The organism is Flavobacterium sp. LC2016-01 (genome assembly GCF_009711135.1).
In the GTDB taxonomy this organism is placed as follows: domain Bacteria; phylum Bacteroidota; class Bacteroidia; order Flavobacteriales; family Flavobacteriaceae; genus Flavobacterium.
This window is the reverse complement of the sequence record NZ_WMIC01000001.1, coordinates 930,117-956,651: the sequence shown is the minus strand read 5'-3', so window position 1 is coordinate 956,651 and position 26,535 is coordinate 930,117. Positions and strand designations below refer to the sequence as shown.

28 protein-coding genes are annotated in these 26,535 nt (G+C 33.1%); 13 read left to right on the top strand and 15 right to left on the bottom strand.

What is annotated here, in order from left to right; all coding sequences use genetic code 11:
• Positions 1-37 precede the first annotated feature (37 nt).
• The 4 genes from GKZ88_RS04235 to GKZ88_RS04220 form a co-directional block, all read right to left on the bottom strand.
• On the bottom strand, positions 38-1,015 hold the full coding sequence (locus tag GKZ88_RS04235) for a nitrilase-related carbon-nitrogen hydrolase (RefSeq protein WP_155101144.1): 978 nt from the start codon (positions 1,013-1,015) through the stop codon (positions 38-40).
• Between the two features lie 363 nt (positions 1,016-1,378).
• Entirely contained in the window at positions 1,379-2,122 is a 744-nt protein-coding gene (locus GKZ88_RS04230) for an SDR family oxidoreductase (RefSeq protein ID WP_155101143.1), read from the bottom strand.
• A gap of 369 nt (positions 2,123-2,491) precedes the next feature.
• On the bottom strand, positions 2,492-4,684 hold the full coding sequence (locus tag GKZ88_RS04225) for a DNA/RNA helicase domain-containing protein (protein WP_155101142.1): 2,193 nt from the start codon (positions 4,682-4,684) through the stop codon (positions 2,492-2,494).
• Entirely contained in the window at positions 4,681-5,019 is a 339-nt protein-coding gene (locus GKZ88_RS04220) for a nucleotide pyrophosphohydrolase (protein ID WP_155101203.1), read from the bottom strand. The genes GKZ88_RS04225 and GKZ88_RS04220 overlap by 4 nt, the downstream gene beginning before the upstream one ends.
• A 229-nt stretch (positions 5,020-5,248) precedes the next feature.
• Between GKZ88_RS04220 and GKZ88_RS04215 the strand changes: the two genes are divergently transcribed.
• Genes GKZ88_RS04215 through GKZ88_RS04195 form a run of 5 tightly spaced genes read left to right on the top strand, consistent with a single transcriptional unit; the run spans position 5,249 to position 9,853 of the window.
• Complete coding sequence (locus tag GKZ88_RS04215; protein WP_155101141.1) at positions 5,249-5,794, top strand: hypothetical protein; 546 nt, start codon at positions 5,249-5,251, stop codon at positions 5,792-5,794.
• Positions 5,795-5,826: 32 nt separating this feature from the next.
• Positions 5,827-7,263 carry an SIR2 family protein gene (locus GKZ88_RS04210; protein ID WP_155101140.1) on the top strand — a complete coding sequence of 479 codons (1,437 nt, stop codon included), beginning with the start codon at positions 5,827-5,829 and terminating at the stop codon, positions 7,261-7,263.
• A gap of 1 nt (position 7,264) precedes the next feature.
• On the top strand, positions 7,265-7,951 hold the full coding sequence (locus GKZ88_RS04205; RefSeq protein WP_155101139.1) for a TIR domain-containing protein: 687 nt from the start codon (positions 7,265-7,267) through the stop codon (positions 7,949-7,951).
• A 2-nt stretch (positions 7,952-7,953) separates the two neighbouring features.
• Positions 7,954-8,535, top strand: a complete 582-nt coding sequence (locus GKZ88_RS04200; RefSeq protein WP_155101138.1) for a toll/interleukin-1 receptor domain-containing protein — start codon at positions 7,954-7,956, stop codon at positions 8,533-8,535.
• A gap of 22 nt (positions 8,536-8,557) precedes the next feature.
• The gene (locus GKZ88_RS04195; protein WP_155101137.1) at positions 8,558-9,853 is read left to right on the top strand and encodes a phospholipase D-like domain-containing protein; all 1,296 of its coding nucleotides are present in this window, start codon (positions 8,558-8,560) and stop codon (positions 9,851-9,853) included.
• Positions 9,854-10,118: 265 nt separating this feature from the next.
• On the opposite strand, the gene GKZ88_RS04190 is transcribed toward GKZ88_RS04195, so the two are convergent.
• On the bottom strand, positions 10,119-10,577 hold the full coding sequence (locus tag GKZ88_RS04190) for an RNA methyltransferase (protein WP_155101202.1): 459 nt from the start codon (positions 10,575-10,577) through the stop codon (positions 10,119-10,121).
• 298 nt (positions 10,578-10,875) lie between these two features.
• On the opposite strand from GKZ88_RS04190, the gene GKZ88_RS04185 reads away from it, so the two are divergent.
• Both GKZ88_RS04185 and GKZ88_RS04180 read left to right on the top strand, forming a co-directional pair.
• Positions 10,876-11,292, top strand: a complete 417-nt coding sequence (locus GKZ88_RS04185; protein ID WP_155101136.1) for an OsmC family protein — start codon at positions 10,876-10,878, stop codon at positions 11,290-11,292.
• A gap of 241 nt (positions 11,293-11,533) precedes the next feature.
• The gene (locus tag GKZ88_RS04180; RefSeq protein WP_155101135.1) at positions 11,534-12,301 is read left to right on the top strand and encodes an alpha/beta hydrolase; all 768 of its coding nucleotides are present in this window, start codon (positions 11,534-11,536) and stop codon (positions 12,299-12,301) included.
• Between the two features lie 153 nt (positions 12,302-12,454).
• Here GKZ88_RS04180 and GKZ88_RS04175 read toward each other — a convergent pair whose 3' ends face one another.
• The 4 genes from GKZ88_RS04175 to GKZ88_RS04160 form a co-directional block, all read right to left on the bottom strand.
• Positions 12,455-13,426 carry a hydrogen peroxide-inducible genes activator gene (locus GKZ88_RS04175; protein WP_155101134.1) on the bottom strand — a complete coding sequence of 324 codons (972 nt, stop codon included), beginning with the start codon at positions 13,424-13,426 and terminating at the stop codon, positions 12,455-12,457.
• A gap of 285 nt (positions 13,427-13,711) precedes the next feature.
• The gene (locus tag GKZ88_RS04170) at positions 13,712-13,879 is read right to left on the bottom strand and encodes a hypothetical protein (RefSeq protein ID WP_155101133.1); all 168 of its coding nucleotides are present in this window, start codon (positions 13,877-13,879) and stop codon (positions 13,712-13,714) included.
• Positions 13,880-13,971: 92 nt separating this feature from the next.
• Entirely contained in the window at positions 13,972-14,457 is a 486-nt protein-coding gene (locus GKZ88_RS04165; RefSeq protein ID WP_155101132.1) for a MarR family transcriptional regulator, read from the bottom strand.
• Positions 14,458-14,459: 2 nt separating this feature from the next.
• A complete protein-coding gene (locus GKZ88_RS04160) occupies positions 14,460-14,951 on the bottom strand; it encodes a GNAT family N-acetyltransferase (protein ID WP_155101131.1) in 492 nt (163 codons plus the stop codon).
• 280 nt (positions 14,952-15,231) lie between these two features.
• Between GKZ88_RS04160 and GKZ88_RS04155 the strand changes: the two genes are divergently transcribed.
• Positions 15,232-15,582 (top strand): helix-turn-helix domain-containing protein, encoded by a 351-nt coding sequence (locus tag GKZ88_RS04155; RefSeq protein WP_155101130.1) that lies wholly within the window; start codon positions 15,232-15,234, stop codon positions 15,580-15,582.
• Here the strand turns inward: GKZ88_RS04155 and GKZ88_RS04150 are convergent, their stop codons facing one another.
• Positions 15,583-16,176: a Crp/Fnr family transcriptional regulator gene (locus GKZ88_RS04150; RefSeq protein ID WP_155101129.1), complete on the bottom strand. Its 594-nt coding sequence runs from the start codon at positions 16,174-16,176 to the stop codon at positions 15,583-15,585.
• A 184-nt stretch (positions 16,177-16,360) separates the two neighbouring features.
• On the opposite strand from GKZ88_RS04150, the gene GKZ88_RS04145 reads away from it, so the two are divergent.
• From GKZ88_RS04145 to GKZ88_RS04130, 4 genes are read left to right on the top strand one after another with little or no spacing between them, the layout of a single operon-like run.
• Entirely contained in the window at positions 16,361-16,786 is a 426-nt protein-coding gene (locus GKZ88_RS04145; protein ID WP_155101128.1) for a heme-binding protein, read from the top strand.
• Positions 16,787-16,838: 52 nt separating this feature from the next.
• Positions 16,839-17,834, top strand: a complete 996-nt coding sequence (gene mgrA, locus GKZ88_RS04140; protein ID WP_155101127.1) for an L-glyceraldehyde 3-phosphate reductase — start codon at positions 16,839-16,841, stop codon at positions 17,832-17,834.
• Positions 17,835-17,858: 24 nt separating this feature from the next.
• Positions 17,859-19,322 (top strand): glycoside hydrolase family 30 protein, encoded by a 1,464-nt coding sequence (locus tag GKZ88_RS04135; protein ID WP_155101126.1) that lies wholly within the window; start codon positions 17,859-17,861, stop codon positions 19,320-19,322.
• A 12-nt stretch (positions 19,323-19,334) separates the two neighbouring features.
• A complete protein-coding gene (locus tag GKZ88_RS04130; protein WP_230392455.1) occupies positions 19,335-19,970 on the top strand; it encodes a hypothetical protein in 636 nt (211 codons plus the stop codon).
• Between the two features lie 65 nt (positions 19,971-20,035).
• Here the strand turns inward: GKZ88_RS04130 and GKZ88_RS04125 are convergent, their stop codons facing one another.
• The 5 genes from GKZ88_RS04125 to GKZ88_RS04105 all read right to left on the bottom strand — a co-directional run bounded on the left by GKZ88_RS04125 (position 20,036) and on the right by GKZ88_RS04105 (position 25,607).
• Complete coding sequence (locus GKZ88_RS04125; protein ID WP_155101125.1) at positions 20,036-20,641, bottom strand: TetR/AcrR family transcriptional regulator; 606 nt, start codon at positions 20,639-20,641, stop codon at positions 20,036-20,038.
• 11 nt (positions 20,642-20,652) lie between these two features.
• Entirely contained in the window at positions 20,653-22,245 is a 1,593-nt protein-coding gene (locus tag GKZ88_RS04120; protein WP_155101124.1) for an MFS transporter, read from the bottom strand.
• On the bottom strand, positions 22,242-23,282 hold the full coding sequence (locus tag GKZ88_RS04115; protein ID WP_155101123.1) for an HlyD family secretion protein: 1,041 nt from the start codon (positions 23,280-23,282) through the stop codon (positions 22,242-22,244). Before GKZ88_RS04115 ends, GKZ88_RS04120 begins: the two co-directional genes overlap by 4 nt.
• 26 nt (positions 23,283-23,308) lie before the next feature.
• Complete coding sequence (locus tag GKZ88_RS04110; protein WP_155101122.1) at positions 23,309-24,637, bottom strand: TolC family protein; 1,329 nt, start codon at positions 24,635-24,637, stop codon at positions 23,309-23,311.
• A gap of 103 nt (positions 24,638-24,740) precedes the next feature.
• Positions 24,741-25,607 (bottom strand): AraC family transcriptional regulator, encoded by an 867-nt coding sequence (locus GKZ88_RS04105; RefSeq protein WP_155101121.1) that lies wholly within the window; start codon positions 25,605-25,607, stop codon positions 24,741-24,743.
• A gap of 258 nt (positions 25,608-25,865) precedes the next feature.
• Between GKZ88_RS04105 and GKZ88_RS04100 the strand changes: the two genes are divergently transcribed.
• The gene (locus GKZ88_RS04100; protein ID WP_155101120.1) at positions 25,866-26,456 is read left to right on the top strand and encodes a TetR/AcrR family transcriptional regulator; all 591 of its coding nucleotides are present in this window, start codon (positions 25,866-25,868) and stop codon (positions 26,454-26,456) included.
• Positions 26,457-26,535: the final 79 nt, after the last annotated feature.

Here is a 26,535-nt window from a genome sequence, read left to right as displayed (position 1 = left end):
TTTGTATCTTTTGTTTTTTGTTTTGATTCTGCAAAAATTATTCTTGCAAAATGGCTTGTTCAGTGCGTTCGTGAACATGAGGTTTTGGAGTTCTGTCAATCAGTAAACTTAAAAGTTCCGGACGGCTGTAGTGTCCGCTTGCATCCATAAGTCTTTTGCGGGCATCTATTTGTGCAAAATCAATTTCGGCTATTACTTCTCCTTCTCCAGATTTAAGTGCTTCGCCAATAATTTGTCCGTCGGGACCAATAATAGCTGTGAAACAGCCTCCGCTGATGGCTCCAATTGGCCCACCAGTATCTTTAGCAATTTGAGCCTGCTGCTCTTCATCCAGCCATCCCGTTGCAACCACAACAAAACAAGCTGATTCAAGGGCATGCTGACGAACATTTACTTCTGTCTGTTCACTGAACACCGAACCAAAAATAGATCCCGGGTACATAGCAGAATGTATCTGTTCTCCGTCTGCAATCAAGGCGTATCGGAATAATGGATTGTAATGTTCCCAACAAGCAAGCTGACCTATACGGCCAACGGCACTGTCAATGGCACGTAAGCCAGAACCATCACCTTGTCCCCAAACCATTTTCTCATGGTAAGTGGGTGTCAGTTTTCGACGACGCTGAACAAGTGTTCCATCGGCATCAAAAAGGAGTTGTGTATTGTAAATTGTTCCACCATCTCTTTCATTCACACCAATAGAAACTACCATGTTGGCTTCTTTTGCTGCTTTTCCTATTGCATCAGTTGCATCAGACGGAATTGTTACTGATTCTTCAAGCAGGCGCTGATGTTCTTTTCCCATCGTAAAGGGAGCCTGCAAAAAAGAGAAATAAGGATAATAAGGCACAATTGTTTCTGGAAACGTGGCAAATTGCACGCCTTGTTTCCCAAGTTCTGCTATTTTGTTAACAACCTTCTCTACTGTTTTATCTCTGCTATATAAGACAGGACTAATTTGTACGGCAGCAACTTTCATAACTCGACTTGTTTCTAATTTTTTAATATTTTCCATTGTAATTAATTTTAAATCAACTGGTAATCAATTAATTTCTGGGTCAAAAGTATATTGACAATTCTTTTTATGGCATCAAAAAATAGTCCAAACGGACAAAATTTGGGGTGAAATGGACAGTCTTGAAGTTAGAAATTTTGAGTTATGAGTTATGAGTTTGAAATGCGAATAACTTAACCGCAAAGTGCGCAAAGATTTTTGGCTTGGAAGGTTTAACTATAAACGCAAAGTTCGCAAAGCTTTGTAAATAAAACTTTGCGAACCTTGCGTAAACCTTAGCTCCCGATAGCTATCGGGATTGCGGTTAAATCATCAGAAGAATTAACAATTAATAATTCACCATTAACAATTAACAATTAACAATTAAGATAAAACCATTCCCCCATCCATAATAAAATCAGCTCCGGTGATGAATTTCGCTGTTTCACTGCTTAAATACGAAACCATTTTAGCAACATCTTCAGATTTTCCCATTTGTTTTAACGGCACTTTCTCGACAACCATATCCATAATACCATTTACAGTTGCTTCGTCTAAGCCTACTTTTTTCATGACTTCTGTTTCCGTAGGTCCCGGACTAACCGAATTCACTCTGATTTTTCTAGGCGCCAATTCCAGCGCAGCAGATTTCATAACCGAATTCAAAGCAGTCTTGCTCGCCGAATAAACCGAAGATCCAGGCCCAGGCATACTAGCAGTATTTGAAGAAAGGAATACCACCGAAGCACCATCTTTTAAAACCGGAATAAAACGGCTTAAAGTAAAATAAGCCCCTCTGAAATTGACATTCATAATACTGTCAAACTGCTCTTCTGTGGCTTGATCGATAGTTCCCAAACCTGCAATTCCGGCATTGATGAACAATATATCAACAGTTCCAAAATCTGCTTTTACTTTTGAAACTAGATTTTCGATATCTGCTACACTCGACTGATCTGCTGTAATTGCAGTAACGCCCAATTCCTGCGCCGCTTTTTCAATCGCTTCTTTTCGTCTTCCGGTAATAATAACCGTTGCTCCCTGTTCTTTTAATTGTTTTGCTGTAGCATAACCTATACCACTGTTTCCGCCAGTTATTACGGCTACTTTATCTTTTAAATTGTCCATTATTTTATGTTTTTAAATTAATGGGACAAAGTTAAATTGGAAAAGAGGTTGCTTTTTTGGTGGTATCATGGAGTATACTGCGAATATTTTGAGGAAGATGAATTGAATTATAAATATTTAAGTATTAATAGCAAAAGCCTTAATTCAGGCAAATTTTGTCATAACTTTAGATCTGCCAAGAGAAAACAAAGCTATTTATCAAGAAATAATCAAACTAGAAAGCAGCTTTTATTGGCTCAATGAACTAGCCAAGATCTTAATCGTTATCTGGACGTAGAGTAAAGGTTTGTCTATGATTTAAATATTAAACCCTCAAATAAGGGTTTAATATTGTGTATTCTTTGCATGAAAAATTATTTATTAAAAATCTTACAATATAGTCTCAAAAATTCCTATAACTTTTAAATTAATCAATTCGTCATCTTCTATAACTATTTCTTCATAATCAGGATTAAATGAAAGAGGCTTTAAAATAATTGACTCATGACTCCACGTATCATTTTTAATGCTTTTTTTACTCCTATATTCTTTAATAGTGTATCCTGAACCAAAATCAGGATCTTGTATGCTTGAATGTTCGACTAATACAATTTTACCATCTCTAGAACCACCCGAATATTTTCTAAACATACAAATTGAACCATTTGGAATTATTTTATTCATTGATTCACCAATAACTTTACAAGCAAATAATTCATCTGATATTTTATATGTTTTATTTAATGCAATCCATTTAAAATCTTTCACAGTTTGCAATTCGCTAAAATACCCTGCTGCAACATTTAAATCATATAATGGAATGCTATTTACATATGGAACAATTTTATTATCTTCAAGATATTCTGTTTCCTTTTTTATTTTATATTTTGGAATAAATTCAGAAAAGTAATCTCTTAAGTCTTTATCGCAAACATATACATAAGTGCCTTTAATGCCTCTAAGCATAATTGTTTTATAAATATTCAAAATAAAATCTTTCAGCTCTTCCACATCAACGATGGATTGTTTTCCATTTACATCATGATAGTATTCTTTTAAAATTTTAATTTGATTATTTTTTTTATCATAAGTAATTTCTTTCCCAAAAATTACCCCGGTATAATTTAAATCATAACCTTGAATAGTATGAATACATCCAACTTCATTTATTGAATTTAAAGAATTGACCCAATCAATATTTGTACTATTCCATTTTAATCTAGTATTCCCGATTTCAATATCATAGTCTTGTTTAGCATCTTTTTTATTAGTAATCCACGGCCATGAATATCCTGCGACTAATCTTGACAAACCATTTTCTATATCTCTAGCCTTTATTTCACTTAAGATCGATTCAATTGAGTCAAAAAGAATAAATTCATATTCTTTGACATTAAAAATTATATCAGACTTAGTTAATTTACATTTTAAAAGATTATCGATATAATTGACATAATCATTACCTCCTTTAACTCTAAACTGAGATTTCAAATATTCAGTTTTACTTAAACTATGTGATTTTAGTTTATCAAAATCTTCTTTCTTAACATCCGAAGGTTTTATAGATTGATTTTCGTCATAAAAAAAAACTGCACTTTCAGACTGCTTTACTATCCAATCTAATTCACTGCAAGAATGCTTATCAAAATTTAACTTTTCACATACAACATCAAATGCTCTAAAATAGGCACCTAAATTAACACGTCTTCTTAACCTATGTGATTCATCTACTATAATTATATCAAAAGTATCTTTTACAATTTCTGCAGGACCAATTACCATATTAGCATTTAGTCCCTTAATATTTTTAAAAACTTTTTTAAGAGTACTTCGAAAAGATGACATAGGAACAACAAGAGCCATCTTAGGATTTGGATATTTTTTCTTTAATTCAAAGACCATCTCCAGGAATTCAAGCTCTTCATCTCCAAATTCTTCGAAATTAAAATCTTCATTAGAAGTATTAATTAATTTAAATAGAAAAATTGCTAAAATGGTTTTTCCTGTACCTGCACCACCTTCAATTATAATGTTTTTGTATGTATTGTCTAAAAGGTTTTTCATAATCACCTTTAAACCATTTTTTTGTTCTTGAGTTAAAGCTTTATAAGGTGAATATTTGAATAAGTCAGAATTATCAATATAATCGATAGAATGTTTAGCTATTCCAATTGTCCTTAAATTGTCCCATATAGATTTGAAAATATCACCATATACTTCTCTCTTTTGATAGTAGTTGTGATTGGCTAATCCGATATTTCCATTAATTAATTTATATTGTCCATCTCCAGAAATATATTTAATAAGATTGGATTCTATGTCTAATGTTGCAGATTTATTAAATCTTTCACTTAAAATTAAATGAACAGCCGTTAATTTATTTTTGGTATTATTCTTTAAATGACTTCTCATCCTTGAATACATATCGGCTGTTTCACCTACATATGCTTCTTTGACGATCTCATCGCTTAAAATATAAACAACAGGCCATAGATCTTTAACATAGTGAATATTATTAAACTCATTTACAAGGTTTGAATCGAAATCAAATTTTTTAATAGAAAACATTTGGGTTTGATTCATAATTCATCATATTTTTTTGCCGAACCTTTAGCTTTATCTACAGGGTATTTTAAAGCATTTTTTTTAATTTTTTCAGAAACAATCTCAAATATATCTAAATTATGTTTTTCTGCTAATAAGAAAGCAAATGAGAGCACATCAGCTAGCTCTTCTTTTAATTTATCTTGATTTACGTTTTCTACATCCTCTCCTTTCTTCCATAAGAAAATTTCATTTAGTTCAGCAGCTTCAATTGAAATAGCTAAAGCTAAATTTTTTGAATCATGAAATTGTTTCCAATCTCTTTCATTTCTAAATTCAATTAACTCCTGAATTACTTTTTTATAATTTCCCATAACTACTGAATTGCTTTCACTTCCAAACTTAGGAATAATATAATTATCAAACAATTTCAAATTTTAAAATATATTATCTGTTAGAAAAATACCGTATAAATACTCGTTGTTTTGGGTTTGGATTATTGATATACTTGTTAAAGCATTTTTTTAATGGATTATGGATTTCCGTAAAATAGTGAATAATTAAAAAAATAATCTTTGTTTAAACGAACAATAATTTTCTATAATGAAAAACTTACTTACCATCATCCTAATTCTATTTTCTATTGTCTCATATTCTCAAAAAGAAAATATTGAATCTTCAACAAGACAATTTATGGATAAAGCTCAGTTCACAAGAATTAATAAAGATTGGAATACAACCGCTGAATTTAAATCTGGAATTGGTGAATTAGTTAATTTTTACCCTATTGAAGTTATTGATTTAAAAGCAGGAACAAAAGTAAATGCTCTACAAATTGATATGTATATTAAAAATCCTGACATCTATAAAACTGCTTGGATTGGAATCGATGAAATTGAAGAATTTATAAATTTCGTAGAAGATAATGTTATACCAAACCTTGACTTAAAACTAAAAGACAAATCTTCTGAATTTATCTTTAAAGCAAAGGAAATGACTATGTATTATTTTGTTAATGAAAGAACTAGAAGAATCAGCATAAAATTAAACAGTTACGATAATGACAAAGTTTTAAACTATACTTTTTGGACAGAAACGCAAGTTGATAAAATTCCAAAATTGTTGACTGTCTTAAAAAAGATTAAATAAGCAACATTAAAAATCACCAACTCAAAAAAAAAATGAAAATTAAAACACCCGAAATTAATGGATTTATTAACGATTATGTAAAAGATTTAAGAAGTGGAAATGCTTCTATTTTTGTAGGCGCAGGAATGTCAAGAGGTGCAGGATATGTGGACTGGAAAGGATTGCTTTCAGATATTGCTAAATCATTGAATTTAGACATTAATAAAGAATATGATCTTTTATCAATTGCCCAGTACCATGTTAATGCAAACGGGAGAGCTAGAATTAATAAAAAAATTCTAGAAGAATTCACAGAAGAAAATGAAGAAACTGAAAATCACAGAATTATAGCGCGTCTTCCCTTTAGAACAATTTGGACGACAAATTATGACAATTTAATTGAAGATACCTGCAATAAATATAATAAAATAGTTGATGATAAGTATGCCGTTAAGCAACTATTTCAGAATAAGCCAAAATCCGATCTAATACTTTATAAAATGCATGGAGATATTGATTTTCCGGGCGATGCTATTATAACTAAAGAAGATTATGAAGGATATTTTAGTACTCATGAAGCATTCATAACAACACTAAGTGGTGAACTAATTTCAAAAACATTTTTATTTATTGGGTTTAGTTTTACAGATCCTAATATTGACCATGTTCTCAGTAGGCTTAACTTTAAATATAAGAAAAAAGATAGGGAACACTACTGTTTACTGAAAAAATATAGTATACATGATTTTAGTGGTGATCAAGTAGAATTAGATTATAACTTAAGAAAGCAACAGTTATTTATTTCTGAATTAAAAAGGTTCGGTATTACAACAATATTAATTGAAGATTATACTGATATAACTGAAATATTAGCTGAAATCGAGAAAAGATATAATTCACATTCAGTATTTATTTCAGGAAGTGCAGTCGATTATGGCGAATTCACATTATTAGAAGCTCAAAGTTTTATTCATCTTTTGTCAAAAGAAATTATCAAAAAAAACTTAAATGTTATAAATGGTTTTGGTTTAGGAGTAGGTAGTGCCGTTATTAATGGTGCACTAGATGCGGTATATTCTGAAAATAAAAAATATTCTGAAAATCAATTAGTTTTAAAACCATTCCCTCAGTTTCCTTCGGGAGGGAAGGATTTGAAACAGTTGTGGGAAGAATACAGACACAACATGATTTCAAGAGCAGGGATTATTGTAATTCTATTTGGTAATAAGGAAAATGAAGATAAAATAATTAATGCGACCGGAGTAAAAATTGAATTTCAAATAGCGATTGAAAAAGGTTTAATTCCAATCCCAATTTTTTATACTGGATATATGGCTCAAGAAATATTTGAAGAAATAGCTAATGACTACAGTAAGTACAATTTAACAGAGGAATTATTTAATGATATTTCAAATTTAAAATTGGATAAAGAAGATCTTAATAAATCAATCAGAGAAATAATTTCAATCATCCAAAAAATTGCTAAATAAAATGGGAAGAAAAATTTTTGTTTCATATAAATATGGAGATACACAAGTTCAAGATTTAAATATCTATGATAATGCAGTTTTCGGAATACATAAGATTCAAACAAAAGCTAGACATTATGTCGATGAATTGTGTAAAATGTTGCAAAATGACGATCATATTTTTAAAGGCGAAGACGACGGCACAAGTTTAGCTGATTTTTCTGACGAGTATATCGCCTCGTCTTTAAGAGATAAAATTTATGATAGCAGTATTACAATCATACTGGTTTCTAAAGGAATGAAAAATTTGAATGCAGAAAAAGATCAATGGATTCCTTGGGAAATTTCATATTCTCTCAAAGAATATACAAGAAATGGACGTACGAGTTTATCAAATGGTGTAATAGCAGTTATTTTACCTGATATTTTTGGAAGGTATGATTATTACATTACTAATGATGAAGTTTGCAATTGTAGAAATCTTAATACTAATTTTCTTTTTCAAATATTAAGAGAAAACATGTTTAATATTAAATATCCTAATACTCAAAAATGTTCAAACGGAAGTACTGTTTATTATGGAGATAGTTGTTACATCCAATCCGTAAAATGGTCCGATTTTAAAAACAATTTAAATTTTTATTTAGATAAATCTATTGAATTAAGAGATAGCAAAGATAATTATAACATAACCAAAACTATAAAATAATCATGAGCTTAATAAATATTTCGCAATTAAGAGGTTATCAAAAATCAACGAAAAGTTATACTCTTACTCTGAAAGAAAGTCTAAGGAATTTTAGAAATGAATCGAAGTTCTTAAAAACTAAAATTTTCTTATCACATAAGCATGATGAATTAGAAAATTTAGAAGGAGCAATCTCTTTTTTAAATAGTCAAAGTATTCAAATATACATTGATTGGCTTGATGAGGGAATGCCAAAAACAACATGTGGTAATACAGCAATCCGAATTAAAGAAAAAATAAAAGAGAATGATAAATTTATTTTATTAGCTACTGAAGGAGCAATTAATTCTAAATGGTGTAATTGGGAATTAGGTTTGGGAGATGCCGCAAAATATATAAACAATATCGCAATTCTTCCTGTTAAAAATGACTATTCAGACTTTTCAGGCTCTGAATATTTAGAAATATATCCATATATCTATGAGATCGAATCATATCAATATTTTAAAGGCGATTTTAGAAATAAAGGAGTATATGTCATTTTTCCAGCAGTTAATGGAACAAACAAATTTATGATTTTAAAAGATTGGCTACAATCTAAGTAATTTAATCTAAGCTAAAAGAGAAATGATTGTTAGAAATCTAAAATCAAATTTTGAAAAATTATTAAAAACTACAGAAGAGATATGGTTTTCAGTAGCTTTAATAAAAGAGAGCACATACGACTATATTCAATATACTATTAATGAAAATTGTAAACAAAATTATTTAGTTGGAATAGATCTTCCAACTCATCCCACCGTATTACGTAAAATGCAAAATAAGGTTGCTAAAAAATTATTTGAATCAGGTATTTATAAAACCGAGTACAATTTTCATCCAAAAGTTTATTTATTCAAAGAAAATGATAATTACACTGCTTTTATAGGTTCTTCGAATTTAACTGATGGAGGGCTTGAAGATAATGTTGAATTAAATTATAAGATAACTAATCAAAAAGACTGTCTTGCTATTTTAAATTGGTTTAAAATTTTATACAAAGAATCTTTTCCGTTAACAGAAGAAAACATTTTAGCATATGAAGAACAGTTTTATTCTAATGCAGAAATCGAGAAAGACATAAAGAAAAAAAGAAAAAGTATTAAGCTTAAAAAAACAGTTTATACCAATAATTCATTAGAGAGTATCGACTTTTCCGATAGATACTTCAAAAAAGAACATCATTTAGCTTTCAGAAGAGAAATATGGTCCAACAATAGCAATGAGGCTATCAATGAGAGGGAATTAGCTAAAATAAAGTGCCAAGAATTACATGAATCTATTTTTCCCTATTTCAAAGACTATAACATTCAAACATTAGAGCCAAATCCAATGTCAGATCATTTAATTTCAATGATAAGACAAATTGATCCTACTAAACCGAGGCCTATTAATGCTATGTGGCTAAGTTATGGTAAGAGTGAAGATCAAATTAAAAATTACCAAAAAATTGTTGGCTCAGATCAAAAGGCCAAACAGACTTTTATTCATCATGCTAGATTGCAGTTAAAAATTGATTTTAAAAATATTGGAATCTATCTTTTGTTTGCCAAAGAAAATGAAGGAGGCATATTTGATCGTGATTTTTTTAAAAACAATATGCGTAATAAAACCTATAGAGATAAATTCTATCAAATCATAAACTCTTTACCTAATGATTTTTTTATTGCAGTCGGTGGAAATACTGAATATTGCAATAATTTTAATTCATCTGAAGAACTTCATGAATTTTGTAAAAAAGATAATATTCAAAAATATTTTATAATTGGTAAGGACTTTCAAATCACTGATATTGAAATGTCAGAAACCAATCTACCAATTGAAACACTTAAAATTTTCAAATTACTTTTTCCTTTATATGAAATGATGCGTCATAAATTTTAAAAGAACAAAAAAATATAACTTAACAACTTCATTAAAGAATAAATTATTTCTAAAATAACAATAGCGCATCTCTTACGAGTTTGCGCTTTTTTATTTTAATCACAAATCAAACTCCCAACCTCCCCCGCTCTGCGAAGTCTCCCGACTTCGTAGCGACATCAATAATCAAAGAAATTTAAACTGAAATATATTAGAACAAGTGGAAACTCGAGAAACTTCACACTGCAATTAATAACAATCTGGAGCGGGACTAGTAGTTTAAGTTTTAAGAACGTGGCTTAGCCAAATTCCTGTCATACATAACAATAGTTCCTGCCACGGCCACGTTTAAGCTTTTTTCGGATTTAAATTTTACTAAATGATGACATTTTTCCATTGTTTTTAAAGGTAAACCATGATCTTCCGCACCTAATAAATATACACAACGTCTTGGATGTTCAAAGGTTTCTAAATCGGAAGCGTTTTCATCTAATTCAACACCAACCAATCGCGCTCCTTTAGGCAGGTTTTCGTAAAAAGCTTCAAAAGTATCATAGTGAAAATAAGGAATTGCTTTGACTGCGTTATGGGTATCACAGGCTTGTTTAGCATATCGATTGCCTATGGTAAATATAAAAGTAGCACCTAAATTTTGAGCCGATCGCCACAAAACACCCAAATTTTCAGGCGTTTTACCATTGTGGATACCTATACCAAAGTATTCATTTATAAAGTTGTCATTCATAATGGCAAAAGTACAAACTGTAAGCAGATAAATCAATTTTTTGTTTAGCTGTAAACAAGTTCTTATTGGCATTGCTTGAAACTTAATAAAGCAATTGAAAAACATTTACCCCAGCTTGTCAAAAGAAAATTATTTTGTTTCTACTCTCTCCAGCCTTTTAAATCAATAGTTATAAGTTAAATTAATAACCATTAAAAATTATTAATTTGATTAATAAACACCTTCACTATACCTTTGCTTCATCAAAATCAAAGAAATGATTTGATCATCTTAAAAAATAATTTAAAATATAGAAATCATGAAATTTACAAGAAGAGCAAACGCAAACTGGAAAGGTACAGGAATGGAAGGAAAAGGAACCATTAGTACACAAAGCACAACTTTAGATAATGCACAATTATCATTTAAAACTCGTTTTGAGCAAGGTGTAGGAACTAATCCTGAAGAATTAATCGCAGCGGCACATTCAGGCTGTTTTACAATGCAATTGAGCTTTTTATTATCTGAAGCTGGATTTGTTCCAGAAGATTTAGACACAGTGGCAAAAGTAACTTTTGAAGACGGAACCATTACTTTAATTCAGTTAGAACTTACTGGAAAAGTTCCTGGAATTTTGGCAGAAGATTTTCAGAAAGCAGCACAAAAAGCAAAAGAAATTTGTCCTATTTCGAAACTTCTTAATACAGAAATAACTTTGGCAGTTACACTTAACTAATTAATTTTCAATAAATTTAAAATAAATTTAAATTCCAATTACCCATAATCTTGTCATTTCGACGGAGGAGACTCGAGCGATAGCGAATAGGCGAAGCAAATCTTCACGAGTAACTCCGTCTGGTAAGTCGCCAATCTTTGTAGAGCTTCTTGCGGAGATTCCTCGTTCCTCGGAATGACAAGATTGTGGGGAAACGGAATTTCAACAAACAATCTAAAATCAACAATCTAAAATTTTAAAAATGAAAACATTATTTAATCGCTATTTAGCATTCGCAGCAATAATCTTTAGTTTGGTCTTTACAACAACTGTAAACGCGCAGACTGCACCTCAAATTAAAAATGTAGTATTAGTTCACGGCGCTTTCGCAGATGGATCTGGATGGAAAGGCCTATATCAAATTTTGACAAAAAAAGGATATAATGTAACCATAGTTCAAAATCCGTTAAGCTCTTTAGCTGATGATGTTAGAGCAACAAATTTAGCTTTAGACAAACAAGACGGGCCAACTATCTTAGTGGGACATTCTTGGGGCGGAACGGTAATTACTGAAGCCGGAAATCATCCAAAAGTTGTGGCTTTGGTTTATGTAGCTGCTTTACAGCCTGACAGCGGAGAAAATTCTATTCAATGGTTGCAGACTGCACCTCCAGCTCCTGAAAATGGTGTATTGCCTCCAGATGATAAAGGAATTGCATATTATGACAAAGCGAAATTCCACGCTGGTTTTGCTGGTGATTTAAGCAAAGAAGATGCTGATTTTATGTTTGCTTCACAAGGTGCTTTCTACGCAAATGGTTTCGGAACACCAATCACAAAAGCGGCTTGGAAAACTAAACCTTCTTACGGAATCGTAGCAACTGAAGATAAAAGTATCAATCCTGATATCGAGCGCGCTATGTACAAACGTTCGAACACTAAAATCACTGAAATAAAAGGAAGTCATGTGGTTTTCATTTCTCAGCCAGAAGCTGTTGCAAAAGTTATAATTGCGGCGTCTAAAAAGTAAATTCCAAATTTTTAAATTCCAAATTCCAATAACTGGATTGAAAATTCAATAATAAAATTGTACAAGAAATTCCAAATTCCAAGTCTTAACAAAATTGGAATTTGGAATTTTTATATATTGGAATTTGTTTTTTTCATGTTGGAATTTAAACTCTCACATAAACTTACTGACTGCCTTTACAAAATAAGGCGAATCGTTCCAGCGTATTTTTTTGTAGGCGAAATCTTTTTTGAGTGAATCTGGCAGGCAGTTCCAAATAGCTTCGTTCATTTTTTCGAGAAGCAGTTTTTTGGAAAACGAATCGGAAACTACTAGACTGATTTCCCTTACCGGAATAGGTTCTTTAAAAGGTTTAAAAAGTGGTGATTGCGCTTCGTTTAAAATTGACAATTGCGGAATAATCGCAAAGCCCAAATGCGCCCGAACCAGATTTTTTAAGGTTTCAATCGAATTGATATCGTAGGTAAACTGTTCTTTTATTTTATCTGACGTTTTTAAGCCACAGATATCTAGAAGTTGTGCATTATAGCAATATTCGTGATGCAGCAATAATAATTCGGTTTTATCGCTGGGCTGCATTTCATAAAATTCCTCATTTGCCAAAGGATGCGCCTGATTTAAATAAGCTACAAAAGGTTCTTTAAAAATAACATGCTCTATTAAATTGGGACTTCCGGTTGGTGTCGCCATAATCGCAACGTCAATGGCACCGGTTTCTAAATCTTTCATTAACACTCCGGTATAAGCTTCTTTGATGATGAAATGTACTTTTGGAGCCACTTCTTTCATTGCCTGAATAAATAACGGAATCAGATAAGGCGATAAAGTCGAAATAATTCCGAGTTTGAGTTCTCCTTCGAGAAGATTTTTTTCGTTTATCACAAAATTCCGAATTTCATCTACTTCACGCAGAATCTTTTTGGCTTTATTGATAATCTCAATTCCTAATATCGTTGGAGTAAGCGGCACTTTATTACGGTCAAAAATCTTGATTCCAATTTCTTCTTCCAGATTTTTTAGCTGAATTGTAAGTCCGGGCTGTGTTACCATACAAACTTCGGCAGCTCTTGCAAAATGACGTTCTTCGTCTAAAGCAACGATATATTTTAATTGCTGAATGGTCATGATTATAATTTTATTTTATAAAGATACGTAAATATCAATTTGTCTTATGAACTAAAATTTGGAAGATGTTAAAGTTTTGCGAAAAAAGCGAAATTCAAAAACCAAAACATACACTTTATCGTACATATTGAAAACGGTATTTGGGAGTGTGGTGAATTTGAATGGAGTAGTTTTTGGAGCATATCGAATTTTGTCACATTTCCTGATTATCATTTTCTAACCAATTATATAAAAAAAGCGATCCTAAAAAGATCGCTTTTGTCATTTATTTTTAATTGTAAAAAATTACATTGGTAATTTTACATTTTGTAAAGTCTTTTTAGCAAACTCAGTTTTTTCAGGAAATAAATCTTTCCCCTTTATTTCCTTTAAAACTTCTGCAAGTTTTTTCTTTGTCGATTTCGACATAGGAGTTACGTTTGTTTTTACCATTATTGTTTCATTTTTTTTCATAAAACTCGATCTTGACTTATACAAAATTATCTATTTTTTCCCTACAAAGTTTGGTAAATTCAGAAACTAATAAAGTATAAATTTAAAAAAAATTATTCTTCCCCTTCACTCTTTAACTGCAAAGCCCGCTGTAAAAAACTCTGATGCAAAATTTTATTCTCGGCTTCTTCAATAGCTTTAAGCAGGTTGTTTTGGTTGGTTGTAATTTCGGTTAAAGCACTTTTCATCACTTTCCAGACAGGTTTCATTTGTTCAATCAGCTCCTGTCCTTTTGCTGTAAGCTGAATGAGTCTTTTTCGTTCGTCGATTTTGTCTTTTTTAGAGCGGATCAGTTTTTGTTTTTCCAGCTCTTTCAGCAGACTTATAGTCGACGGATGCGTATATCCAATTTCATTCGCAATTTCAACCACACTCAGCGTATCTTTATAATGAAGCGTATAAATAACCGGAAACCATTTGGGTTCAAAATCAATTCCGTATGATTTATAAACTAACGCACCGTCCTTGCGCAATTGCTCGCTCAAACGCTGCAATCGCGTCGAAATCGCTAAAATCCCTGATTCATCTATAATATTCATCGTTATTTCTTTAAGGTTAAATGACAGAAAACATTATCCGGCGTCATTAACGGAAATTTTTCTGGCAGCGATTCTTTTTCAATTCGAACAAAATCATTCTTTTCATAAAATCGCAATGCCGCTTCTAAAATCGAAACGGTTCCCAAATATAAATCATCGATTCTATTTTCTCGGCAATATTCAATTAAAGTCTCAAGCAGTTTCTGTGCAATCGAGAATTCTTTTCCTCTAAATTCTTTCTTTACAAACATCTTTCGTATTGCTCCGGCATTTTCATCAAACTTAACCAAAGCTATCGTTCCTACTAATTCATCATTAATAAAAGCGCCCCAGAATCCGCCACCTCCAGCATAATAAAAATTCTGAATATTAAATAAATCTGGCTGATCTTCTCTCGTAATCGGAACATTGAATTCCTTTATCTGAATACTTAATATTAAGTCGGCAACAACATTTTCGTATTGGTTTTCTATTGGAAGAATTATAGGTTTCATGATATTAAAATTTTTACAGTACAAAACTACGTAGTTAAATACATAAATAAAAATATTTCTTTATTTTTATGATTTCTTTTATACTTTTGTTGATGCCGCTAAGGCGCAAAGACACAAAGTTTTGTTTGTTTCTCGCAGATTTAGCAGATCATACAGATTTCTCAAGCTCAAAAAATTATCAGCGCAATCTGCTAAATCTGCGGGAAACAAAAAACACATAAAAATTTTAAGTACTCAAAAACTTAAAATTTTCTTATATAACTTATAAGGTTTAAAAATTATGGCAAGAAATCAGAAAGAAGAGTTTCAGGCGCTTCAGGATACTTTATATGTTTTGGGAGGAAAATGGAAACTTCCTATAATCAATTCAATTTGCAACGGAAACAGTCGTTTTAAAGACATCAAGGAAAGTATTCCAGGTATTACTTCCCGAATGTTATCCAAAGAATTAAAAGATATGGAACTGAATAATTTGGTCAAAAGAACTGAAGACCGAGACGCTTTAGTGCCAATTCTTTATGAATCTACATCGTATTGTCAGTCCTTTGGACCCATAATTTCTGAAATGATCAAATGGGGAATTTCACATCGAAATCACATCAAAAACAGAGAAACAGCAACAGAAAAATAATTATTCCTGAGCTTTTCCGCTTTTTAAATGTTTTGCCCGAAGTCTGCTTAAAAATTCAGGAGTTATTCCGAGATACGACGCAATATATTGCTGTGAAACGCGCTGCGAAATAGAAGGATATCGAGTAATAAATTCTACATATTGTTCCATTGCTGTCGAAGAAACAGTTTTGAATAATCGTTTCTGCAGTTTTGATAAATGCCTCTGAATCATCAGCCTGAACATTCGTTCTAAATGCGGCACTTCATTGATTAAATTTTCTTTGGCTTGACGAGTTAAAACTAAAAGTTCACAGTCTTCAAGTGTTTCAATATACATATCACTCGGCACCTGATCTTCAAAACTGGTAATATCACTCACCCACCAGTCTTCAATAGCAAATTGGAGGGTTAACTCTTGTCCGTTTCGGTCAATAAAATATTCTCTGATGCATCCTTTATTGATATACGCTTCAAAATTGCAGATTTCCCCAGCCTTAAGCAGAATCGTTTTCTTTGGAACAAATCTGAGTTCAAGATTTTTTTCAAAGATTTTTACTTCTTCTTTAGAAAGACGCGCTGATCTGGAAAGGTAATCGTGAATTTTCTGAAACATTTTTATCTCCTTTTAGGAATTTGGGTAATAACTTCATTTACAAATAAGAAGTAAATATAAGAGGTTTTATTTAGAATTATTTCTTGATCTAGTTTAAGAAATGAAATAATTTAAAAATCCATCTTTGTTTCCGCTTTAGGCTTTACGCAAAAAAAAAAAATAACAATTTATAATTTACAATTAAATGAATTCACAAATTGCTTTGGCTTTCGCCGAAATTGAAAAATTGATTCCGCAATATCTTCAAATTGAAGAAGACAAATGGATTTCAAACGGAAATGTCGCGATTTGCATTATTAATGAAGACGGCGATACATTTGGCAAAATGTATGGAAACGATAAACCGCGCCAAAGACAATCGTATAAAATTGCCTGGACAAAAGCGAGCCAAGTCTGGCTGACCGGAGTAAAAACCGGAGCATATGAAAAAATGGTTTTCAACGGAATTGTAGGCGAAAATGCAAACGGAATTGAAGCTCCAGATTTAATTGGCTGGCAAGGCGGACAACCGATAACTTTAAAAGATGGTACAAAACTGTCTGTTGGTTTCAGCGGTTTCAGAGGCACAACCGATTTAGAAATTGCCGAAAAAGCTTTTCAAGAGCTTTAAGCAAAAAACAAAATAATTTACAATTAACAATTCATAATTCACAATTAAAAAAATGACTTATTTACCAGATTCAAACCGTTATCAAAAAATGCAGTACCGTCGTTGTGGCAGCAGTGGTTTATTATTGCCTGCACTATCTTTGGGCTTATGGCACAACTTTGGCGGTATTGACAATATTGAAAATGCACGCGAAATTCTACATACTGCTTTTAATAACGGCATCACCCATTTTGATCTTGCTAATAATTACGGTCCGCCTGCGGGTTCTGCTGAAAGTACTTTTGGCGAAATATTCAAACAGGATTTTAAAGAGTATCGAGATGAACTTTTAATTTCGACAAAAGCCGGATGGCCAATGTGGGATGGTCCATACGGTGATTTTGGTTCTAAGAAACATTTAATTGCAAGTTTGGATCAAAGTTTAAAGCGAATGGGACTTGACTATGTTGATATTTTTTATCACCACAGACCAGATCCAAATACGCCAATGGAAGAAACTATGGCGGCGCTTGATTTAATTGTTCGCCAAGGAAAAGCTTTATACGTTGGTGTTTCGAGTTACAGTCCGGCTGAAACCGAAAAAGCGTATTCAATTTTAAAAAATTTAGGTACGCCTTGTGTTATTCATCAGCCAAAATACTCTATGTTTGAGCGTTCTGTTGAAGACGGATTGCTGGATGTTTTAGAAGTTAACGGAATTGGCGGAATTGCCTTTTCTCCGCTTGCACAAGGACTTTTGACGAATAAATATCTAAATGGAATTCCAGAAAATTCAAGAGCTAATGCAAATCGCGGTAACGGCGCAATGGAAAAAGATGCTATTACTCCAGAAAATATTGCCAAAGTGAAACGTCTAAATAAAATGGCCGAAGAACGTGGTCAGAGTCTGGCGCAAATGGCATTGGCTTGGGTATTAAAAGACAAGCGAATTTCGTCAGTAATCATTGGCGCAAGCAAACCAGAACAAGTAATTGATTCGTTGGGCTGTCTTCAAAATACTTCTTTTTCAGAATATGAACTGCAGACTATCGATCAGATTTTACTATAACTATCTAACCAAAAAACCTTTATTATGAATACTAATTTGCATAAAACATGTCTGACCATCATGTTTTCCGGATTTGTATCTGTCAGTTTACTGGCGCAGCAAAAAGCCAGTAAAACGACAGATTATAAAAGTGTTACGGTTTATGTTACAGCTAAAAATACAGACAAAAAACTAACCAAAACCGAAACACTTTCTTTTACATCCAAGCCTCAGACAACAGAAAAAGAAATTGCTGTTTTTGTTGATCCAGCCAAAACCTATCAGACGCTTTTAGGAATTGGAGGCGCTTTGACTGACGCTTCTGCAGAAGTTTTTTATCAGCTTCCAAAAGACAAACAGCAGGAAATCCTGACGGCTTATTATGATAAAGAAAAGGGAATTGGCTACACTTTAGCGCGTACGAATATGCAAAGCTGTGATTTCTCCAGTGATATTTACAGCTATATTCAGGAAGGCGATAAAGACTTAAAAACTTTTGATATCAGCCATGACAGAAAATACCGAATTCCGTTTATTAAAGAAGTTATCGCGAAAGCTGGAGGCAAAATAACTTTATATGCTTCGCCTTGGAGTCCGCCGGCGTGGATGAAAACCAATAATAATGTTTTACAAGGCGGCACTTTAAAACCCGAATACCACCAAAGCTGGGCTAACTTTTTTGTAAAATTTATAAAAGAATACGAAAAAGAAGGCATTCCGATTTGGGGTTACACGGTTCAAAATGAGCCAATGGCGGTGCAGCGTTGGGAATCCTGTATTTTTACTGCCGAAGAAGAGCGTGATTTTATCAAAAACTTTCTTGGGCCAACGATGCAAAAAGCGGGTTTTTCAAAAAAGAAACTTATTATGTGGGATCACAATCGTGATTTAATGTATCAGCGTGTAAGTACGGTTTTGGAAGATAAAGATGCAGCAAAATATGTTTGGGGCGTTGGTTATCACTGGTACGAAGACTGGATGAAAAACGGAATGAATTTCGAAGCGGAACGCCGAGTTGCCGAAGCTTTTCCGGATAAACCTTTAATTTTAACAGAAGGCTGTGCCGCCGATTTTGATCAAAAATTATTAACCGACTGGAGTTACGGCGAGAAATACGGAATGTCGATGATCAACGATTTCAATATCGGAACCGTTGCATGGACAGACTGGAATGTTTTATTAGATGAAAAAGGCGGGCCAAACCACGTTCAGAATTTCTGCATGTCCCCTATTCATGCTGATTTGAAAACCGGAAATTTAATTTATACCAACGGTTATTATTATTTAGGCCATTTCTCTAAATTTATTCGTCCGGGCGCTAAACGTATTGCTTGTAATTCAAGCAGTAATAAACTTTTATCTACTGCTTTTGTAAATGAAAATAATAAATTGGAAGTTGTGGTAATGAATTCAGGCGAAACGGATGTTGAGTATTTTCTTTGGATAAAAGGAAAAGCAGCGAAAGTAACGAGTGCGGCACATTCCATTGCAACTTTAGAAATTCAATAAAAAATCAATTCTATGAAAGCATTTTTAACATTGAATATCGTTATACTGAATTGTTTTATCGGTATGGCACAAACGTCAAAGGCATTAAAACCACAGCAAATTCCGGGAAAAGTAGAATGTGAATTGTACGATCAAGGCGGTGAAGGAATTGCTTATCACGACACTGATGCTCTCAATAATGGAAGCGGAAAACTAAATCCGGTAAACGGGAATCCGCTGAATGAATTCAGGATAAACGAAGGTGTTGATATTTCATATTCGAAAGACGGTGATATTGATAATAATCCGTTCAATAAAGTAGAAAGAAGTATTGGACAGCTTTATATCGGCTGGACCGTGCCTTCAGAATGGATTAATTATACGGTTGAAGTTAAAAAATCCGGAACTTATACAATTGGTTTGTTGTATACCGCAAATGGCGATGGCGAAATTGCGATTGATGTCAACGGAAAAGATGCCACCGGAAATATGAAAATTGCCTCAACACATGACGACAAAGACCCTGTCGACTGGCGACAATGGCATCATTGGAACAGTTCTGAAAATATCGGAACGATAAAACTCCAAAAAGGAAAACAAGTTTTACGCCTTCATATTGTGTCGAATGGCAATATGAATTTTGATTATCTGACCTTTACTGCCCAATAATTTATAATGCCCCCCAAAAGCTCCCACTACTAACCAAATGGGAGCTTTTATTTTTTTAAAGAAAACTACATTTCAAAAAAAGAAGCCAGCAAAACTTTCATGATATGTTTCTTCAGATTTTTTTTATTTTCTTCTTTTAAGCTCCCTTCATTTAAATCGGTCTGCAAAATTAAATAAGCCAGAAATCCTGAAATGTTCATCACAAAAGTTTCAATGTTTACGCCGTCAATTTTTTCATCGGCAACACTTTGAATGATTATATTTTTTAAAGTCTGAATATTAGACTGAAAATAAGATTCGATCATTTCAACTGCTTTTTTATTTTCATTCAACAGTTTTTCAATCATCATCAATCTATAAAACGGCTGATAATCTACCACTAAATCAATATACACACTCATGTAGGTCAAAAGCATTTCAATTGTGCCTTTGTTCTCCATATTTACCGTGTTTTTAGCCATTTTAAACTGCTGAATTCTTCTTTCCAAAACAGTTAAAAAGAGATTTTCCTTCGAACCAAAATAATAATTGAGCATGGCAATACTAATTCCTGCCTTTTGTGTAATCAGTCTTACAGTTGTTTCTCTGGCACCGTATCTGGCGAATAATTTTTCTGAAATATCCAAAATAAAAGCCTTTTTATCGATACTTTCTATTGTTGCTGTTTTCATAGGAAATCGAATTAAACAGCAAGCTGGCTTTGATTTTTAGAAGCCACAATTTTGCTGATGATAATAAAAGTCAGAAAAACCACGATTGCGAAAACCATCAACATCGCTCCGATCATAAAAATAGTTCTGTTCGTCAGCAATTGTCCTTGAATGGCAGTTGCTTTACTGATCAAAATATTGGATAATGCATTGGCCTGATCGGCAGTATATCCTTTCGAAAGAAATAAACTTTGATAGCTGGAACTGCGTTGCACAAAATTTTGATTATCTGTTGTAAGATATTCCAGAAAACCTTCTTTATATTCCTGATTGTAATGCAATTGCAAAGTATAAAATCCTGAAATCGAATTTAAAGTAGCAATAAAACGAGCGTAAGCACAGATAATAATCGACGTAAATCCGGTAAATTTTGGAATTGCCGACATGGTGAAAATCATAACGGGCAGGAAAACAAATCCAGAAGCAATTCCCTGCATAAAAACGGGTACCGCCAAATCAGTAAAAGACATATTGGGCGTCAATGAAAAGTACATCCAAAGGTTGTAAACGATCATCAACAGAAAACCGGAAATGATTAATTTGGGCGCAAAAAGTTTATTTTTCAGAATCAGTTTAACTGAAATCCAAATGGCGATAATGACTCCGGCGCTGTTGTAAAGTCCTAAATAGACAACATCTTCAGCACTCCATCCTAAAATACCGCCGGCATAACCGTAAATAAGGTTGATGGTATCTTTTATTCCATAAAAAATAAGAAGCAAAAAAAGTCCGAGAATGAATTTGCCATATTTAAAAGCTCTCAAATCGATAAGCGGTCTTTTCAAAGTGGCTTGTCTGTACAAATAAAACAACAGCATTACAAATCCAAAAAGTGCAACCAACCGAATAGCATGTGAGGAAAACCAATATTGTCTTGGTCCGTAAATCATAACATAAGCAAGCGAAAGGCTAAAATTAGCGAAGAAAAAAGCTCCCGTCCAATCCAATTGATAAAGTGGAAAAGAACGTAAAATCATTTTTGGCTGAAAAATGAAAAGCGAAACTACTATCGCTAAAATCTGCAAAGCGATTAATCCGTAATAGGTAAAATTCCAATTCATGTTTACCGCAACCCATGAAGATAAAATCCCGATAATTACAGCGGTTGTCAATATTGCAGTAAATAAAAATGAAGATCCGATCAATGCTCCTTTTTCACCCGGAAGCGTTGATAAAATAATAAAGAGCATTCCGCCAACGCAAACTGCCACGGCTAATCCGTGAAGAAAGCGAAGTACAATAAACACCACAATATCATGCGTTATAAAACTGGCAATATTGATTAAAATCCCAATAAATATTGCCGTTATAAAATACTTTTGAACCGGAAAATAGCGCAATAAACGAAACTGTATCGGCAGAAAAGTAATAATGCCCGCGTACATCGCCAAAACCGACATGGAAATATCTTCTGGTTCGACTCCGTAAAACGAAATCAAATGCTGTTGGATCAATGAAAAAGAAGCAAACTGTGCCAAAGCAGTGAACAATATAAAAACCATTAAACCAATTGACAAGCTTTTATGTTTAAAGGCAAAACTGTTTAAAAAAGGATGTGTTTTCATGATTTTTTATGGAAAACGGTTACCGTTACATTCATTCCCGATTTGATTTCTTCAATTTCTTTATTGTTTTCAAAAACAATCTTTACCGGAATTCTCTGAATGATTTTTATAAAATTTCCAGTTGAATTATCTGCCGGCAAAAGTGAAAACTTAGATCCCGTTGAAGCAGAAATCGCTTCAATTTTACCATTAAATGTTTTTCCGGAAATAGCATCAACGGTGATTTTTACGGGCTGTCCGATGTAAAAACCGTTTACCTGAGTTTCCTTAAAATTGGCTGTAATCCATTTTTCGTTTTCGTTTACGATCGAAACCAAAGGCTGTCCTAACTGCACTTGCTGTCCTTCCAGAATTTGTTTACGTCCGGTTTTGCCGTTGTATGGCGAAGTAATTACCGTATAGCTCAAATTTATTTTGGCCAAATCCAGAATCGCTTCTTTACGTTTAATATCGGCGTTAAGCAAAGCTCTTCTGGTTTTTAATTCCTGCACTCTGGATTGCGTGCTCAACAAAGTATTTTCAGTCGCATTGTAATCGTTTTGGGCTACATCATATCTGGTTTTTACCTGTTCGTATTCTTGTCCGGTTACTGCTTCTTCTGTCAAAAGTTTTTGATATCTCAAATTGTCTTGTTTTTGTTGCCATAATCTGGCTTTCGCCGAAGCAATTTGGTTTTTACTCACCGAAATTCCGGTTTGCGCTACGTTGATTCCTGCTTCTAAAACATTGATTTGAGCGTAAGCATCTTCTAAAACGGCTTCGGCTTCCTGCACTTTATAAGTATATTCTCTGTTGTCTAATATGACAAGCGTATCGCCTTTTTTGACATTCTGATGTTCTTCAAACAGTACTTTTGTGATGTATCCGCTGGCTCTGGCCGAAACCGGATTGATATACGATTCGACCTGCGCGTCGTTTGTTTCTTCGTAGTTGGCTCCGTCTGCGAGATAAAGCACAAAACATGAAATTAGGGCAATGCCGATTACGATTGCTGTAATCGATAATATTGAAGTTCTTTTATTAATTGAAGTTTTCATTTTGATTATTTTTTAATGGTTTTAAATTATAGATTACCTGTTGTATAAAGCAATCTGTAGTAAATGATTAAAGCACCGATTTGCGCATTCACGTAAGTGTATCTGGATTCCTGATATAAATTATCAGCATCCAGCAAATCGGTTAAAAGTGATAATTGATTTAAATATTTAGTGTTGATGATTTCAAAATTGACTTTCGCCTGTTCTATCGATTTATCGGTTACTTCAATTCGGTTTAAAGCTTCTCCGTATTTGATATTTAAGGCATTGATATCTTCTTTGACATTGTCTTTGATCCAGTCTTTTTGAATCGTAATCGCACTTAGTCTTTCATTTGCCGCTTTTACTTTATTCGAATTATGGTATAAAGAAGAAATATTGTAACCGAATTTAACTCCCACAAAGCCTGCAGAATACGCCTGATCAATCGGTTTAAAGAACAAATAGTTCGGATAATTCAATCCGTAAGCAGAAATTAAACTTAAAGAAGGATAATTATTCGACTTGATATTTTTGATTCGCGCCGACTGGATTTTCAAATTCATATCTGCTTTTTGAAGCGAATATGAGTTGTTGGCATCAGCATTAATCTGCGAAAGCACAATTTCTTTTAAATCATTAGTCAGTAAAGAATCACTTGGAAAAAGCATTTGAGATTCACCGTTATTCACCAATAAGGCTAATTTTTTACTACCAATTTCAATATCATTTTCGTTTTGAGTTTTGTTTAGTAAAACATTCGATAAGGTTAATTCGGCACGCAAAAGATCACTTTTTGTTACACGTTGATTTTTGTAGAAAGCCGTAATGTTTTTCAACCTTGCTTCTGCCCTTTTCTCCTGATCGGCAATTAATTGTTTAAAATGATAAAGGCGAATTAAATCTAAATATTGAACGGCAGTCTGCAAACCAATATTCCCGCTTTGATCTTTAGTGTTGATGACAGCCAGTGCATTTCGATACGAACTCTCTTCGATAGCCGATTTGGTTTTTCCTCCAGAATAGATATTCAAACTTAAATCAAGTCCAAGATTCATCGCGTCGGGGCTTGGCAGACGGCTTACTTGTCGCGATTCGCTGAAACCTTTATCGTACAAAGTGGCTTTAGAGAATCTTTGGTAGGAACCGCCAACAGCCAAAGACGGAAGTACACTGTTTTTTGCATCATTTAAATCGGCTTCAGTAGCCGTTTGTTCGATTAAGGAAGCTTGAACTGTTTTGTTATTTTGTTTTGCCAAAGAAATGGCTTCTTTCAAAGAAATAGTATATTTCTGCTGTTTTTCCTGAGCTGTAACGCTTGCGCTGAAGCTCCAAAACAGTACTATTGAACCTATAATTGGTATTAAAATTTTCATTTTGATTCGTTTTAAATTATTTCAAATAAGGCAAAAGAATGCCTGCTCCCAATGGGAGATTTTTTTAAACATTAAAATTTGAGGGACTTAAAAAGTAATGGCGCTATTGATCGCCCTGATGGCTTCTTCTAAACTGGCCTGGAGATTTATCGGTTATTTTACTAAAGATTCGGCTGAAATATTTCGGATCATCAAAACCAATGCTATTGGCGATTTCTTTTATACTTAAATCCGAATACCATAACAATCGCTGTGCTTCGCGAATGGCTTCTTCCTGAATCGATGACGTAACCGTATTGCCGGTAACCATTTTCAGTGTATCATTTAGATAACCTAATGAAAGGTTCATTCTGTTCGCATATTCGATCGGGCTTTTGATTTCTTTAAAGTTTTCGCGAAGCAGTTTTCTAAAAGAAGCAACAATCGCCGTACTGCGAACCGAATGCTCTTTCATATCCTGGGTAACAGTTGCCTGATAAATGGACGTAATTTTATAAATCAGCGATACCACTATAGATCGTATTGCCGGCTTATGAAACGCTGCCATATCATTTGCCTTTGAAGTGGAATACAACAGCTCCATCAATTGAAAAAACCATGTTTTTTGCTCTTTCGAAATTCCTAAAATAGGACCGTGATATAAAGATTCTTCTAATATTGATCTGGAATAATCGTCTATTAAATTGTTATCAAAAAACAATACCCAGCCTTCAATTTTTTGGGTTTCTATTACGCGCTGCACCTGGCCGGGATACAAAAATAACAGTGAACCGTTGCTTAGATAAACTTCTTTAAAATCAACAAAAAAATTTCCTTTTCCTTTTTCCGGTATAATGCAGATACAGAAATCGTTGCGATGTGATCTTGTCACTTCTCTTCGGATTGAATCTACAAAACTGTCACTCATCTTTTCGATCATAATACCGAGACTCGATTCGTTTAGTTTTTTAAGTGGAATATTCGTTTTCATTTTTATCTCTTTTTGTATGGGACAAAGTTCCCCTATAAATCCGTAATATTGTCTAATTAAATACGGTATTTAGTGGACGATTCACCTATTTATCCATAAAATTACAAAAACGATGGACAAATCGCCTGTAATTTGCCTGTTTCTGAACTTAAAAGTCCTCATTTTCAACTTTAAACGTCTCCAAATCAAAATAATTCGCGAAAACAATAAATAATTATACCGATTGGTATATATTTGCAGGATCAAAATGATTTTGTCATGAGCAAAGCAGAAAGAACCAAACAGTTTATTATAGAGCAAACTGCGTCCATCTTTAATATGAAAGGCTACAGCGGCACTTCGATGAGCGATATTACAGAGGCAACCGGATTGACAAAAGGAAGTATTTACGGGAATTTCGAAAATAAAGATGAAGTGGCTATTGCAGCTTTTAAATTTAATGTCAAGAAACTTCAAGAAGCTTTTTCCCGAGAAATTGACCAACAGACTACTTTTAAAGGAAAACTTTTGGTTTACCCAAAACTTTACTCGGAATATGCGAATCTGAAAGTAACAAAAGGCGGTTGTCCAATTTTAAATACCGCAACGGAATCTGATGATACACACCCAATATTGAAAAAATCGGCTGAAAGAACCCTTAATTACTGGAAAGAAAAAATAATCTATTTTATAGATCAGGGAATTCTTAACGGAGAATTCAAAGCAAAATCAATTGACACGGAAAGAACCGCATTAACGATAATCGCTTTAATTGAAGGTTCTGTCATGATCAGCAAATTAACCGGAAATTTAAAAGACTTATCAAACATAATGTTATCTGTAACTAAAATCATCGATGACTTAGAATAAAGCAATAACAAATAGTGTTGCTTTTTTTAGCAATAAAAATATACCAAACGGTATTATTTTAATTGTTAATTGTTAATTG